Raw genomic sequence first — 14,093 nt, 5'->3', positions numbered from 1 at the left:
CATTCCTGGGCAACACGCCGCTCAACTGCGCATCTGGCAGCGTGTCGCCGAGAATCGCATGGATTTCGGAAAGGGCGGGAGGCGGGTCAGCCGAGGGTGATGCCCGCTGGCAGGTCGCCGTCCGCCACGAGGTAGAGCCGCTGGGTCGCGCGGGTCATCGCCACATAGAGGGCGCCGGCCCCGCGCTCCGAGGCCGCGACGATTCCCGCCGGGTCCACCACGATCACCGCGTCGAACTCGAGGCCCTTCGCCTCCTGCGGGGAGAGCAGCGCGATGTCGCGGGTGAGCCCCTGGGCCCCGAGCCCCACCGCTGAGCCGAATTCCTCGGCGAGCCGGGCGCCCAGCTCGTCGATGCCGGTCTCCGGCACGATCACGGCGAGGGTGCCCCCGGCATCCAGGCCCCGTTCCCGGCGCACGGCCTCGACGGCGTCGTCGAGAACCTGGATGGGCCACTCGCTCGCCCGCACCGCCCGCGACGGCGTCACCGGCAGCCCGTGGGCCACCGCCATCGACTCGGCGGAGGACGCGATCTGGCTCGGCGTGCGGTAGTTGACGGTGAGTTGCTCGAGCCGCCACCGCTCGCTCTCCGCCGAACCGGTGAGCAGCGGGTCGAGCGCCGTCAGCCAGCTCGACGATGCGGCGGCCGACGCGGCCTGGGCGATGTCGCCGACGATGGTGAACGAGCGCAGCGGTCCCCGCCGCAGCAGCAGCTTCCACTGCATCGGCGAGAGCTCCTGCGCCTCGTCGACCACGACGTGGCCGTAGGTCCAGGTGCGGTCGACCGCCGCGCGCTCGGCCGTCGTGGCGCGATCGCCGAGCTCGGCGAAGTTGTCGGCGAGGTCCTTGGCGTTCACCTGGCCCTTCACATCCATGTTCTGGATGGCCGCCTCCGCGTTCTCGATGTCGCGCTTGCGCTGCTGCTTCTGTTCACGCTTCTGCGCGGCGTCGACCAGGTTGTATTCGCCGAGATGCTCGGCGGCCTCGTCGAGAAGCGGGATGTCGGCGATCGTGAACTCCGCATCCCGGCTTCGTCTCAGCAGGGCCCGCTGCTCGGCGGTCCAGCGCGGGGTCAGCTCGGCGAGCCACTGCGGCCGGGCGTAGAGGTCCTGCAGGAGCTTCTGCGGCGTGAGCGGCAGCCACGCGGTGTTGAGCGCCACCCGCACGTCTTCGGCGGAGCGCAGGTCCTCCCGGAGCATGGGCAGGTCGGACTCGTCCATCGAGTTGCCGTTGGACTTGAGCTGCGCGAGCCACTCCCGCGAGAGCGCGCCCAGGGCATTCTTCACGAAGGTCACGCGGGCCTCGTTGTACGGCTTGCCGCCCTCGCGCGCCCGGTTCATCGCGTTCTGGATGAGCTGCGGGTCGAGGGTGAGGCGGTCGCCGTTCACGTCGAGATCCTGCGGCTCGGAGGGCACGCGCTGCCGCGACTTCACCGCGCGGGCGATCAGCCCGGCCATGAACGCCTTGCCCTTGAGCGCGGCCACGGCCGGGGAATCCTCCCTCGTCGCCTCGACTCCCGGGTACAGCTGACCCACGCTCGCGAGCACGACGCCGGTCTCGCCGAGCGAGGGAAGCACGGCCTCGATGTACTGCAGGAACGAGCGAGACGGCCCCACGATGAGCACTCCGGAGTTCTTGAGCCGGTCGCGGTGCGAGTAGAGCAGGTAGGCGGCCCGGTGCAGCGCGACGGCGGTCTTTCCGGTGCCCGGCCCGCCCTGCACCACCAGCACTCCACCGAGATCGGAACGGATGATGCGGTCCTGCTCGGCCTGGATCGTCGCGACGATGTCGGACATCCGCCCGGTGCGCTGCGCGGTGAGCGCTGCCAGCAGCGCGCCCTCGCCCTGCAGCTCGGTCGTGTCGCTTTCGAGCAGGGTCGCGTCGAAGATCTCGTCCTCGATGCGGATGACGCTGCGGCCCTTGGAGAGCAGGTGCCGCCTGGCCCGGGCCCCGAGTGGCGTCGCCGCGGTCGCCTGGTAGAAGGCGCTGGCCTGGGGCACCCGCCAGTCGAGAAGGATCGGCTGCAGGTCCTTGTCGCGCAGGCCGATCCGGCCGATGTAGCGCAGCACGTCGTCGCCGTCTTCGTCGTTCGGTTCGAGTTCGAGCCTGCCGAACGCGAGGCGTTCGTCCACCTCGCGCAGCTGCACGATCCGGTCCTCGTAGATGCGCGCGAAGGTGTCCCGTTCGGAGCGTCCCTGGTGGTTGCCGCCCACATCCAGCAGCCTCACCGCGTCGAGTTGCAGCTCGGCCTCGCGTTTGAGCGCGTCAAGCCTCGCGTAGAGAGTTCCGACGTATTCCTGTTCGCGTTGCAGCTCGTGATCGACCACTCAAACACCCCTCAAATCCAGCGTTCAAGTTTAGTCGCTTCCCGGGAGGCAACCCGACCGTTCTGTCTCGACCCGGGCGGTGCGCGCTCCGCCCCCTTCCGAAATCCATGCATTCCTTTGCCAGGTGCGGCGTGTCGGCGCATGACACGCCGCCGCGGTCGAGGAATGCATGGATTTCGGAAGGGGGCGGGACGGTCAGGCGGGTGACGGGAGGGCGGCGAGCGCCCGGCGAGCGGCGCTGAGCTCGGCGAGAAGGTCTGACTCGTCGAGCTGCGCGCCGATCGATCCCCGACCGGAGATCACCCTCTGCCGGGTGAAGGCGAGCCGGGTGGCGGTGCGCACGAACTGGGCGTACTGCGGCTTCAGCCCGAAGCGCGACGCCCACGCGATCGCCTGCCGTCTGCCGGCGGCGGTGGAGAGCAGGCTGACCTCGGTGGGCGTGAACCAGCCGACGGCCGCGTACTCCGCCAGCCGCTCCCGGGTGAGATGCTGCTCGTGCCTCCTCAGCCGCACGACCCCGACGATCGCGAGCGTGAAGAGCGGAACCTGAACGAGGAAGTAGTAGCGGAACCAGTCAGTGGCCCAGTAGCCGGCGCTGTTCCAGAACGCGTGCAGCAGGATCGCCGGGATGAGACCGGCGATGAAGTAGCCGATGGCGCCGAGACCGCTGGTACGGCGGGCGGCGAGGCCGAGGGCCAGGCCGGTGCAGGCCGTGAACATCACGTGCGCGAACGGCGAGAGGATGGCGCGCAGCAGGAAGGTCTGCACGATGTCGCTGCCGAAGCCGCGGTCCTCGATGATCGCGAGGCCGAAGTACTGAAGGTTCTCGGTGAACGCGAAGCCGATGGCGATCGTCGCCCCGTAGACCACGCCGTCGACCGGTCCGTCGAAGGTGCGCCGCATCGCCCAGAAGACGAGCAGGATGCCCAGCCCCTTCGCGAACTCCTCCACCACCGGCGCCTGGAACACCGCGGCGAAGAACTCGGAGCCCGCCGACTTCTGGATGCCGGCCGCCGCCTCGTAGTACTGGGTGATTCCCGAGAACACCAGCGCGATCGCGATGGATGCGGCGGCCCCCCAGAGAAAGGCGAACAGCAGCGCGCCGCGCGGCTCCGGTTCCCAGCGATCGATCCAGCGGATGCCGAGCAGCACGATCACGAGCGGGATGCTCGCCAGCACGAGGGAGATGGCGAGCGTGCCGGGTCCCAGCACGCGCACGAGGTAGGCCGCGACCGCCACGACCAGCACGGAGAGCACCAGGAATCCCAGGATGGCCAGCACGATCGTTCCGGCGCCCCGGCGCACCGGCAGCGGAGCGGGCCCGGGCACGACGGCGACGGGGTCGTCGCTCGGCGTCACCCCCCGGCGACCGTAGGTCGGCTCAGACATCCCGACCCGGCCGGCGGTAGGCGGCGAGAGCGGGGTCGAGCGGCACGCGGCCCACGGTGGCGATGAGGTTGACGGCGATCATCTGGCCCGCGAAGGCGAGCACCGTGAGGCGGCGCTCGGGGCTGAAGGCGGCCTCGAGCCGGGCGTAGAACTCGTCGGGGATGCCGTGCGGGCTGCGCACGATGAGCCGCCCCCAGTCGATGAGCAACTGCTCGGTCTCCGTGACCTCCGGGTGGTCCGGGTCGTCCCCCGAGTCCACCAGCACCTTGCGGAACGCGAGCGAACACACCTCGCAGTCGTTCTCGTCCGAGATCGCGTAGGAGAAGAGAGACACTGCCCGTTCACCGATCCAGGGGGCGATCTCCTCCCGGAGGGCGTACCACTCGAGGTACGCCGCGAAGCTCGCCGGGTTCGCGAGAAGCGTCGACTCGAGCGCCGTGATGGGCGAGGCGTCGAACTCGAGTCGTCGTTCGACGGCGGAGCGCGCCCCAGGCGACAGTTCGTCGCCCGTGGTCATCGGCAGGAAGGTCATGCGACCAGCCTAGGGAGTCACCGCGCCCGGCGCGCAACGTTACGATTCCGGCGCGAAGACCTTGCCCGGGTTGAGGATGCCGCGCGGGTCGAACACGCGCTTGATCTGCCGCTGGAGGTCGAGTTGGGCCTCGCCGAGCTCGTCTCCCAGCCAGCGCCGCTTGAGGATGCCCACCCCGTGCTCTCCGGTGAGGGTGCCGCCGAGGCGCAGCGCGGTGACGAAGAGCTCGTCGGCCGCGGCCCAGATCCGATCCGGCACGCCGCCGCCCTCCTGCGCTTGGTAGACGAAGTTCGGATGCAGGTTGCCGTCCCCGGCGTGCGCGACGGTCGGAATCTCGATGCCGTAGCGGCCACCGATGTCCTCGATCGCGGCGAAGATCTGTGGCAGGGCCGAGCGCGGCACGGCGACATCCTCGATCAGCACGGTCCCCAGGGCCTCGAGCGCCGGATGGAAGGCGCGCCGGATGGCGAAGAGCCGTTCGCCCTCCTCGCGATCGGTCGTGATCTCGGCGTCCCCGCCGTGCGAACGGATGATCTCGATCGCCGCCCGCGCCTCGGCGGCGCTCGCCGCCCCATCCGTCTGCACGAGCAGCCAGGAGTCGCCCCGCGAGGCGAGGTCGAGCGAGAGATGAGCGTCGATCGCCCGCAGCGCCGCGGCATCGAGCAGCTCGAGGGCCGCCGGGCGCAGGCCGGCCGCGGTGATCGCGGCGGAGGCCGCCGCCGCGGCGGTGATGCTGGGGAAGAAGGCGCCGATGGTGGCGACCGGCCCGCTCGGCAGCGCCCGCAGATTCACGGTCGCCTCGACGATCACCCCGAGGGTGCCCTCCGATCCGATCATCAGCGCCGTGAGGTCGAGCCCGGTGACCCCCTTCACGCTGCGATGGCCGAGGCTGAGCAGCGTGCCGTCGGCGAGCACCACCTTGAGCCCGAGCACCGCCTCCCGCGTCACGCCGTACTTCGCGCAGAGCAGGCCGCCGGCGTTGGTGGCGATGTTGCCGCCGACGGTGGAGATCGCCTTGCTCGCCGGATCCGGGGCGAACCACAGTCCGTGGGTCGCGAGCACGTCGTTGAGGTCGGAGTTGATGATGCCCGGCTCGATCACCGCGAGTTCGTCGGCCACCGAGATCTCGAGGATGCGGTCCATCGCGAGCGTGGAGAGCACGATCTCGCCGGCGCTCGCGATCGCCCCGCCGGCGAGGCCGGTGCCGGCGCCCCGCGGGACCACCGGGATGCCGTGGTCGTTCGCGATCCGCAGGGTCGCCCGCACGTCCTCCACGCCGCGCGCGGTCACGAGCGCCAGCGGGAGGGACCGTGAGTCGTGGCCGGACTTGTCGGTGGTGAGCGCCGCCAGCTGCCCCCGGTCGGTGGTGAGGGCCGTGCCGACGGCGGAGCGCAGCGCCGCGAGGGCCTCCTCCGCGCTCATCGGCCGGCCTCGTCGATCGCGGCACGGAACGGGATGGAGGGCACGGCGCCGATCGTCTGCACGGACAGCGCGGCGGCCGCGGTGGCGAACCGTGCGGCGTCCTCGTAGTCCCGGCCGTCCGCGATCGCGGCGGCGAACGCCCCGCAGAAGGTGTCGCCAGCGCCGGTCGTGTCCACGGCGGTCACGCGCGGCGCCGGCACCCGCGCGAGTTCCGCGCCGCGGTCGTAGAGCACCGCGCCGGCCGAGCCGAGGGTGACCACCACGCGGTCGACGAGGGACGCGAGGGTCGCCGAGGCGACACCCAGCCGGTCGGATCCGCCGATCGCGCACGCCTCGTGTTCGTTCACGATCAGGTAATCGAGCCTGCCGATCAGCTCTCGCGGCAGCTCGCGGGCGGGAGCCGCATTGAGCATCACGGTCGTGCCGAGGGCGGCGGCCGCCTCGACGACCTCGGCGACCCGCTCGAGCGGAAGCTCCAGTTGCAGCAGCACGACGCTCGCCGCCCCGATCGCCTCCCGGTCGGCCGCGCCCACCGCCGAGAAGGAGCCGTTGGCCCCGGAGGCGACGATGATCGTGTTCTCGCCGAAGCCGTCCACCACGATGAAGGCCTGGCCGGTCGGATCGTCTGTGCGCCGCACGAGGCGATCGGCGATCGACTCCTCGCGAATCGTGTCGGCGAGCGCGTCGCCGTCCTCGTCTCGGCCGAGCGCGCCGATGAACGTCGCGGCGGCTCCGGCCCGGGCGGCGGCCACGGCCTGGTTGAGCCCCTTGCCCCCCGCGTATTTGGCCGCCGACGTCGCGAGCATCGTCTCGCCGGGCCGCGGGATGCGTTCGACCGTGAACACGATGTCCCGGTTCGCGCTGCCCACCACGGTCACTCCGGAGCGGGAATTCGTCGTTGAGTCGCGTGACATGGTCCCAGAGTAGCCTCGCCGCGGTGTCCGATTTCCGCTAGTCAATGTCGGGCGCAAGTGTGAGAGTAGAGGAATGACCTCCACTCCTCCGGCCGCCGTCCGGGCCAGGGACCCGCTGTTCGCCGAGCGCTACCGGGCTATGTCGTCCCGTGATTCGCGCTTCGACGGGCAGTTCATCACCGGGGTGCACACCACCGGCATCTATTGCCGGCCGAGCTGCCCGGCGATGACGCCGAAGCCCTCGAACGTCACCTTCTACCGCACCGCCGCGGCCGCCCACGAGGCCGGTCTTCGCGCCTGCAAGCGCTGCCTTCCGGATGCCGTGCCCGGGTCGCCGGAGTGGAACATCCGCGACGACGTGGCCTCCCGCGCGATGCGGCTCATCGCCGCCGGCACCGTCGAGCGGCACGGCGTGCCCGGCCTCGCCGCCCGCCTCGGCTACACGCCGCGGCACCTCGGCCGCGTGCTCGTGAGCGAACTGGGGGCCGGCCCGCTCGCCCTCGCCCGAGCCCACCGGGCCCAGACTGCCCGCACTCTCCTCGTGAGCACCGATCTCGCGGTGGCGGACGTCGCGTTCGCGGCCGGCTTCGCCAGCATCCGCCAGTTCAACGACACGATGCTCGCGGTGTACGAGTCGACGCCCACGGCGCTGCGGGCTCGAGGTCGCGGCGGGGCGGAGCGTCACCGCCGGGCCGCCGCCACGACGGAGCCCACGAGCATCACGCTGAGGCTGCCGGCCAGGGCCCCGTTCGACGGCGCCGGCCTGATGCGCTTCCTCGCCGATCACGCGGTCGCCGGCGTCGAGACCGCGGACGCCGATCGGTTCTCCCGGTCGGTGCGGCTGCCGCACGGCATCGCCGAGGTCGAGCTGAGCCTCGACGGTCCGACGACCGTGCTCTGCACCGCGCGACTCGAGAACATCGCCGACCTGTCCACGCTCGTCTCGCGGGTGCGTCGGCTGCTCGACCTCGACGCCGACTCCGAGGCGATCGACGCCTCGCTCGCGCGCGATCCGGCCCTGGCGCCCCTCGTGCTCGCTCGGCCCGGCCTGCGGCTGCCGGGCAGCCTCGATGCCGAGGAGGCCCTCTTCCGCACGATGATCGGGCAGCAGATCTCGGTCGCCGCCGCCCGTACCGTGCTCGCCAGGCTCGCCGGGGAGCTGTCGGATCGGCCGGGGCTCTTCCCCACCGCGGCGACGATCGCCGAGCACGGCAGCGCCGTGCTCCGTGGGCCGTCCTCCCGGGTGGCGAGCGTACTCGGCGTCGCCCGGGCGATCGCGGACGGGTCGCTCGCGCTCGACGTGGGGATGACCACCGAGGAGTTCACCGCGCGGCTCACCGCACTGCCCGGAGTCGGACCGTGGACGGCCGGCTACCTGGCCATGCGGGTGCTCGGCAGCCCGGACGTGCTCCTCACCACCGACCTCGTCATGCTCTCCAGCGCCGGCCGGCTCGGACTCCCCTCGACCTCCCGCGCCCTCGCCGCCCACGGCACGCGCTGGGCGCCGTGGCGCAGCTACGCCGGACTGCACCTGTGGGCGGCGCGCTAGCCTCCGGCGCCGGGCGACAGGCGACCGGCGTCAGTCGTGGTCGGTCTCGACCGGCCGCACCACGTTGATCACACCGGTGACGGGCACGAGCCCGCTCAACCGTCCGGGCGACAGCACGTGCGCCACCTCCTCCTTGGTCATCAGTCCGGCGGAGACCACGAGTTCCGCGATGGACGCGTTTGTCGTCAGCGCCGTGTGGGCCAGGGCCGCGGAGGCCGCGTAGCCGATGTACGGCGTGAGCGCGGTCACCACCCCCACCGACGACTCCACCTGCGCGGCGAGCCTCGAGGTGTTCGCCGTGATCCCGTCGATGCAGTTCACCCGCAGCGTGTAGTCCGCGTTGGTCATCCAGGCGATCGACTGCAGGATGCTGTGGGCGATCACCGGCTCGAAGGCGTTGAGCTGCAGCTGGCCGCCCTCCGCCGCCGCGGTCACCGTGGCGTCCGCCCCGATCACGCTGAACGCGACCTGGTTGACGACCTCGGGGATCACCGGGTTGACCTTGCCCGGCATGATCGAGGACCCGGCCTGGCGCGGCGGCAGGTTGATCTCGCCGAGTCCGGCCTGCGGCCCGCTCGACAGCAGGCGCAGGTCGTTGCAGATCTTGGACAGCTTGACGGCGGCGCGCTTGAGGGTGCCGCTCAGCGTCATGAAGATTCCGGCATCCGAGGTCGCCTCGATGAGGTCGGCCGCCGTCTCCATCTGCACGCCGGTGATCTCGCTCAGGTGGCGGCAGACCGCCTCGGCGTAGCGGGGGTCTGCGGTGATGCCGGTGCCGATCGCCGTGGCGCCCATGTTGATCTCGTTGAGCCACGGGATGGTCTCGCTCAGCCGGTCGAAGTCCTCGGCGAGGGTGTGGGCGAACCCGCTGAACTCCTGGCCCAGGGTCATCGGCACGGCATCCTGCATCTGGGTGCGCCCCACCTTGAGCACGTCGGCGAACTCGACCCCCTTGCGCGCGAAGGCCTCGGTGAGCTTGCGATGCTCGTCCAGCAGCCTCTTCACCCCGAACACCATCGCGAGCTTGATCGCGGTGGGGTACACGTCGTTGGTGCTCTGGCTGCGGTTGACGACGTCGATCGGGTGCAGGTGCTGGTAGTCCCCGAACTCGAAGCCCATGATCTCGAGGCCCCGGTTGGCGATCACCTCGTTCGTGTTCATGTTGGTGGAGGTGCCTGCGCCGCCCTGGATCACCCCGACCGCGAATTCGTCGTGCAGGTTGCCGGCCACGATCTCCTCGCAGACCCGCTCGATGAGGTCGGCCTTCGCGGCATCCAGCACCCCGAGCTCCTTGTTGGCGCGGGCGGCGGCCTGCTTAACCCGCACGAGGGCCTCGACCAGGTCCTTGTAGACGGCGATCGGCCGACGAGTGATCGGAAAGTTCTCGAGGGCGCGCGCGGTGTGGATGCCCCAGTAGGCGTCGGCCGGAATCTCCATCGATCCCAGCGAGTCGGTCTCGGTGCGGGTGCCCGAACTCACCGGCAGTGGCGCGGTGTGGGTCGAGGCGTAGTTGACGTGGGGAGCGTCGACCCGGGCGGCGTGCCGCACCCGGCTCTCGTTCTCCTTCAGGTCGTCGTTGACGGTGTCGTCGTTCACTGAGTTGTTGCTCACTTTTTGTAGGCTCCATTGCCGGTCAGATCGCTTGTGGCTGGGTGACGAGATCGAGTCTACTGGCGGCCCCGGCCGGCAGATTCCCGGCTATCGGTGCAGCGCGGGAATGATCAGGTACACGCCGTAGAGCACCAGCGCTCCGCAGGCCACGAAGGCGCCGATCCCGGTGGCGCGCAGCCACAGCGCGGGCGCCGAGACGAACCGGATGCCGACCGAGAAGAGCGCGACCACCCCGCACGCGGCGACGACGGACACCACGAGCACGATGAGAAAGTTGCCCCATTCGATGGTCACTGCGCCGCCCTTCCCGTGCGGTCCCTCTTGCGTTTCTTCGGCCGCACGAAGGCGGCCGGCTCCAGGTGCACGTTGTGGGCGTGCACCCGATTGCGTCGCGAGTAGACGAAGATCCAGACGATGACCCCCGCCGCCACCGCGGCGTCGACGAGGATGCCGACGATCCCGGCGAGCGCGATCCAGGAGGCGAGCGCCCCGACGAGGCCGGCCGCGGGGATGGTGATCACCCAGCCGACCGCGATGCGCCCGGCGGTGCGCCAGCGCACGGACGCGCCCTTGCGGCCGATGCCGGTTCCGATCACCGAGCCGGAGGCCACCTGCGTGGTGGAGAGGGCGAACCCGAGGTGGGTGGACGCGAGGATGGTCGCCGTCGTCGCCGCCTCGGCCGCGAATCCCTGGCCGGGCTCGATCTCGGTGAGCCCCTTGCCCAGGGTGCGGATGATGCGCCAGCCGCCCGTGTACGTGCCGATCGCGATCGCGAGAGCGCAGACCACGATCACCCAGAGCTCCGGGCCGGTACCCGCCTTCTGCGAGCCGGCGGCGATGAGGGTGAGGGTGATCACTCCCATGGTCTTCTGCGCGTCGTTCGTGCCGTGGGCGAGCGAGACGAGCGACGACGTGAACACCTGGCCGTAGCGGAACCGGCCCCGCTGCTTCTTCTTCGTCACGGCGTAGGCGATCTTGGTCGCCAGGTACGCCACGAGTCCGGCGGTGACCGGGGCGAGAATCGCCGGGAACACGACCTTCGACAGCAGCACGGACACGTCGATCGAGCCGAAGCCGGCTCCGACGATGGCGGCGCCGATCAGCCCGCCGAACAGGGCGTGGCTCGAGCTCGACGGGAGTCCGAGGAGCCAGGTGACGAGATTCCAGAGGATCGCGCCGATGAGGCCCGCGAAGATCATCACGGGCGTGATCTGCACGCCGTTCGACCCCTCGCGGATGAGGCCGCCCGAGATCGTCTGGGCGACGGCGGTGGAGAGGAAGGCCCCGACGAGGTTGAGCATCGCGGCGAGGGCCACGGCCATCCTCGGCTTGAGCGCGCCCGTCGCGATCGGCGTCGCCATCGCGTTGGCGGTGTCGTGGAACCCGTTCGTGAAGTCGAAGAAGAGAGCCAGTGCGATGACCAGCGCGACCATGACGGAGATGTCCACTGGCCAGAGTCTTACAGGAACCGGAACGGGAGGCAACCCGGAGGTTAACGCCCGCCCGCGGTGGGCCGGGCGTGGCCGCAAACCCCTTCCGCGTAGAGTCAAGCCATCATGGCAACCATCTCCGTGGTCATCCCGGTCTTCAACGACGCGCCCATGCTCCGGGTCTGCCTCGAGGCCCTCGCCGCGCAGTCGAGGCCGGCGGACGAGATCATCGTCGTGGACAACGACAGCACCGACGATACGGCGGAGGTCGGTGTCGCCGGGGGCGCGCGGGTCATCACCGAGAGGGTCAGCGGCATCTTTCCGGCGGCGGCGGCCGGCTACGACGCCGCGCGCGGCGAGATCATCGCCAGGCTCGACGCGGATTCGGTTCCCCCCGCGGACTGGCTGGAGCGGATCGAGGCCGCCCTCGCCGACAGCGACGGACTCGCCTGCATCACGGGGCCCGGCGACTTCTACGGGTCCAACCGGTTCGTGCACTGGGTGGCCCGCACGATCTACATCGGGGGCATGTTCGTGTTCGTGGGGGCCATGCTCGGCCACCCTCCCCTCTTCGGCTCGAACTTCGCGATGCCCTCCCGGGTCTGGCAGCGGGTTCGCGACCGGGTGAACCGGTCACTCCCCCGCATCCACGACGATCTCGATCTCAGCTACCACCTCGAGCCGGACATGAGCGTGATCTACGATCCCACCCTCAGGGTCGCCGTGTCCGCGCGGCCCTTCGACTCGTGGAGCTCCCTTGCTCGACGACTCTCCTGGGTCACCCCGACCCTGTCGAAGGACTTCGGCCAGCAGCGTCCCCTCCCGAGGCTCCGGGCGAGGCGGGCGTGGGCACGGCAGCACGCAGCCCAAGGTCGTCGGCGCTCCGGCTGAGCCCCGCTAGCCCGCCCGGGAGAAGAGCGCGAGCAGGTCGCGGTTGAGCTGATGGGGCGAGGTCTCGCACGGGCTGTGGCCGGCGCGGTAGACGGCGAGCTGGGCGCCGATCTCGCGCGCGAATCCGCTGTGCAGCCTCAGCGGCCAGAGGTCGTGCTCGCCCACGGCCACGAGCTTGGGGATGGCCGAGGCCGCGAGCGCGCCGCGGAGATCCGGCGTGCGCTTCATGAGGGTGATGATGTCGCGCACCGAGTCGAACCGGGTGGACGCGAACCGGATGTTGACGAACCGCAGGCGGCCGGGGCTCACCTTCACGAAGTTGCGTTTGATGCCCCAGATCATCAGCGAGGCCCCCACCCGCCCGGGAGCGAGCCAGCTGAACCGGCCGATCCGGCTGACGCCGCGGAAGGCCTGCCCCGGCTGCGGAGGAGCACTCAGGAAGGTGAGGCTCGCGAAGAGCTCTGGCCGCCTGACGTAGGCCAGCTGCGCGACGCTGGCCGCAAAGGAGTAGCCGAGAACGTGAGCCGGCGCCTGGCCGGCCTCGAGAACGGCGATGAGGTCGCCCACGAACAGGTCGTAGTCGTAGCGCGGTCGGGGCGGGCGCAGGTTGTGCGGCCCGGCTGCCGCCGACTCGTACTGGCCGGCCAGGTCGAAGGTCTGCACGTGGTACCCCGCGGCGGCGAGCCCGGGCAGCATGAGCGTGAAGTCCTCCTTCGACCCCGTCACGCCAGGGACCAGTAGCACCCTGGTGTTGCCCGGGTCGCCCATCGTCAGCATGCTCAGCTCGCCGCTCGGCGCACGGAAGACCGTGGCGGCCGCGCCGGGAGGCGGAACCGTCCAGTCGATGTCGGGCAGGGCGGCGTCGAGCCGCGCGGCGTCGTCGATCGCCGACGAACCGAAGCCCTCGGGGTCCGCTCCGGAGTTCGAGCCTTCTCCGCTAGTCACTCGCCCAATGTAACCCCACGGCGGCGCATCGGGGCCGAGCTCCGCGGTCGCTTCACGACGGCTAGCGCGCGGCGACCGTCGCCGGGCTCGCGACGCGGGCCACAAAGTCCTGGAGCCTGCGGTAGACCTCCTGGGACTCCGGGAAGCGCGCGTCCTGCTGCCAGGTGTGCTCGGTGTTGCGACTGGCCCGCTCGAAGATCACCGTGTCGACCGGCACGGCGTGCTTGCGAAGCCGGGCGACGTAGTTGAGATTCGCCCGGTAGAAGTAGTCGCGCTCGGACGTCGTGACGAAGACGGGCGGATGATCGGCCCCAACCCACTCGATCGGCGACAGGTAGCGCGCGGCGGACTTGAGGGCCGAGCCGCGGCCGCCGTGCGGGAGGAGCATGCGGATGAAGCCGAGGCTGAGGATGAAGCCGCGCTCGAAGATCACGGAGAAGTCGACGGCGCTGCAGTGCTGCACGAGGCCGCGCAGGCTGGAGCGGTCGAGGGAGGGCTCGAGGGAGTAGTGGCCGGAGAGGCGGTGGTCCACCACAAGCGACGAATACAGTGCGGCGATCTGGCCGCCCGCCGAGTCGCCACCGAGAACGACCCGCGTGGGGTCGCCGCCGTACTGGCCGATGTTGGCCGTGACCCAGGCGAGCGCCGCATCGGCGTCTTCGAGCATGTGCGACATGCGGAACGACGTCGCCATGCGGTAGTTCACGTTGACCACGACCATGCCGGCCATCGCCTGGCTCGCGCAGTACTTGGTGAGCGCCGACTTGTCGCCGGATGTCCACCCGCCGCCGTGGAAGTAGACGTACACCGGCAACGGGCCGTGAGACTCCTTCGGCGAGATCACGTCGAGGCGGTGTTCGCGGATGCCGTCGCCGACGAAGTCGACGTCCGACACGTAGTCGACCGTCGTGATGGGGTCGAGGTTCAGCCGCACCCGCTCGCTCGGGCCGAGTCGAGCCATCAGGCTGCGCCAGACCCAGACGGGTACCCGCCTCAGAATCGATCGAGCGGCTCCGCCGGACGCGACACTCGACTCTTTCTGATCTCCCATGCTTCCGACGGTACCGGCCGCTCCCGAGATAGCGC

At 70.6% G+C, this 14,093-nt stretch carries 12 protein-coding genes; 2 read left to right on the top strand and 10 right to left on the bottom strand.

Going from position 1 to position 14,093, the window contains the following annotated elements:
• Positions 1-86 precede the first annotated feature (86 nt).
• From ACHZD8_RS13470 to ACHZD8_RS13450, 5 genes are all read right to left on the bottom strand, one after another.
• Entirely contained in the window at positions 87-2,324 is a 2,238-nt protein-coding gene (locus tag ACHZD8_RS13470) for a HelD family protein (RefSeq protein WP_394770942.1), read from the bottom strand.
• Positions 2,325-2,519: 195 nt separating this feature from the next.
• Positions 2,520-3,713 carry a PrsW family intramembrane metalloprotease gene (locus tag ACHZD8_RS13465; RefSeq protein ID WP_394770941.1) on the bottom strand — a complete coding sequence of 398 codons (1,194 nt, stop codon included), beginning with the start codon at positions 3,711-3,713 and terminating at the stop codon, positions 2,520-2,522.
• A complete protein-coding gene (locus ACHZD8_RS13460) occupies positions 3,706-4,245 on the bottom strand; it encodes a hypothetical protein (protein WP_394770940.1) in 540 nt (179 codons plus the stop codon). The genes ACHZD8_RS13465 and ACHZD8_RS13460 overlap by 8 nt, the downstream gene beginning before the upstream one ends.
• Positions 4,246-4,284: 39 nt before the next feature.
• Positions 4,285-5,667, bottom strand: coding sequence for an FAD-binding oxidoreductase (locus ACHZD8_RS13455; RefSeq protein ID WP_394770939.1), 1,383 nt, complete (start codon positions 5,665-5,667; stop codon positions 4,285-4,287).
• The gene (locus ACHZD8_RS13450) at positions 5,664-6,581 is read right to left on the bottom strand and encodes a ribokinase (protein ID WP_394770938.1); all 918 of its coding nucleotides are present in this window, start codon (positions 6,579-6,581) and stop codon (positions 5,664-5,666) included. Before ACHZD8_RS13450 ends, ACHZD8_RS13455 begins: the two co-directional genes overlap by 4 nt.
• Before the next feature lie 73 nt (positions 6,582-6,654).
• Between ACHZD8_RS13450 and ACHZD8_RS13445 the strand changes: the two genes are divergently transcribed.
• The gene (locus ACHZD8_RS13445) at positions 6,655-8,130 is read left to right on the top strand and encodes an AlkA N-terminal domain-containing protein (protein ID WP_394770937.1); all 1,476 of its coding nucleotides are present in this window, start codon (positions 6,655-6,657) and stop codon (positions 8,128-8,130) included.
• Between the two features lie 30 nt (positions 8,131-8,160).
• On the opposite strand, the gene ACHZD8_RS13440 is transcribed toward ACHZD8_RS13445, so the two are convergent.
• The 3 genes from ACHZD8_RS13440 to ACHZD8_RS13430 form a co-directional block, all read right to left on the bottom strand.
• Complete coding sequence (locus ACHZD8_RS13440) at positions 8,161-9,609, bottom strand: aspartate ammonia-lyase (protein WP_394770966.1); 1,449 nt, start codon at positions 9,607-9,609, stop codon at positions 8,161-8,163.
• A gap of 219 nt (positions 9,610-9,828) precedes the next feature.
• Entirely contained in the window at positions 9,829-10,035 is a 207-nt protein-coding gene (locus tag ACHZD8_RS13435; protein WP_394770936.1) for a hypothetical protein, read from the bottom strand.
• Complete coding sequence (locus ACHZD8_RS13430; RefSeq protein WP_394770935.1) at positions 10,032-11,189, bottom strand: inorganic phosphate transporter; 1,158 nt, start codon at positions 11,187-11,189, stop codon at positions 10,032-10,034. The genes ACHZD8_RS13435 and ACHZD8_RS13430 overlap by 4 nt, the downstream gene beginning before the upstream one ends.
• Positions 11,190-11,297: 108 nt before the next feature.
• On the opposite strand from ACHZD8_RS13430, the gene ACHZD8_RS13425 reads away from it, so the two are divergent.
• Positions 11,298-12,062 carry a glycosyltransferase family 2 protein gene (locus ACHZD8_RS13425; RefSeq protein ID WP_394770934.1) on the top strand — a complete coding sequence of 255 codons (765 nt, stop codon included), beginning with the start codon at positions 11,298-11,300 and terminating at the stop codon, positions 12,060-12,062.
• A gap of 6 nt (positions 12,063-12,068) precedes the next feature.
• On the opposite strand, the gene ACHZD8_RS13420 is transcribed toward ACHZD8_RS13425, so the two are convergent.
• Entirely contained in the window at positions 12,069-13,007 is a 939-nt protein-coding gene (locus tag ACHZD8_RS13420; RefSeq protein WP_394770933.1) for an alpha/beta fold hydrolase, read from the bottom strand.
• 61 nt (positions 13,008-13,068) lie between these two features.
• Positions 13,069-14,058 carry an alpha/beta hydrolase gene (locus ACHZD8_RS13415; RefSeq protein WP_394770932.1) on the bottom strand — a complete coding sequence of 330 codons (990 nt, stop codon included), beginning with the start codon at positions 14,056-14,058 and terminating at the stop codon, positions 13,069-13,071.
• Positions 14,059-14,093 lie beyond the last annotated feature (35 nt).

This window comes from Lacisediminihabitans sp. (assembly GCF_043726815.1).
In the GTDB taxonomy this organism is placed as follows: domain Bacteria; phylum Actinomycetota; class Actinomycetes; order Actinomycetales; family Microbacteriaceae; genus Lacisediminihabitans.
Note: the sequence above shows the minus strand (reverse complement) of the source record. Positions and strands in the feature narration are given on the sequence as shown.

Bases quoted from the DNA above. Each gene is read 5' to 3' on its own strand.
- ACHZD8_RS13465 (WP_394770941.1), bottom strand. From the start codon at position 3,713: ATGTCTGAGCCGACCTACGGTCGCCGGGGGGTGACGCCGAGCGACGAC.
- ACHZD8_RS13460 (WP_394770940.1), bottom strand. From the start codon at position 4,245: ATGACCTTCCTGCCGATGACCACGGGCGACGAACTGTCGCCTGGGGCG.
- ACHZD8_RS13455 (WP_394770939.1), bottom strand. From the start codon at position 5,667: ATGAGCGCGGAGGAGGCCCTCGCGGCGCTGCGCTCCGCCGTCGGCACG.
- ACHZD8_RS13450 (WP_394770938.1), bottom strand. From the start codon at position 6,581: ATGTCACGCGACTCAACGACGAATTCCCGCTCCGGAGTGACCGTGGTG.
- ACHZD8_RS13445 (WP_394770937.1), top strand. From the start codon at position 6,655: ATGACCTCCACTCCTCCGGCCGCCGTCCGGGCCAGGGACCCGCTGTTC.
- ACHZD8_RS13425 (WP_394770934.1), top strand. From the start codon at position 11,298: ATGGCAACCATCTCCGTGGTCATCCCGGTCTTCAACGACGCGCCCATG.
- ACHZD8_RS13415 (WP_394770932.1), bottom strand. From the start codon at position 14,058: ATGGGAGATCAGAAAGAGTCGAGTGTCGCGTCCGGCGGAGCCGCTCGA.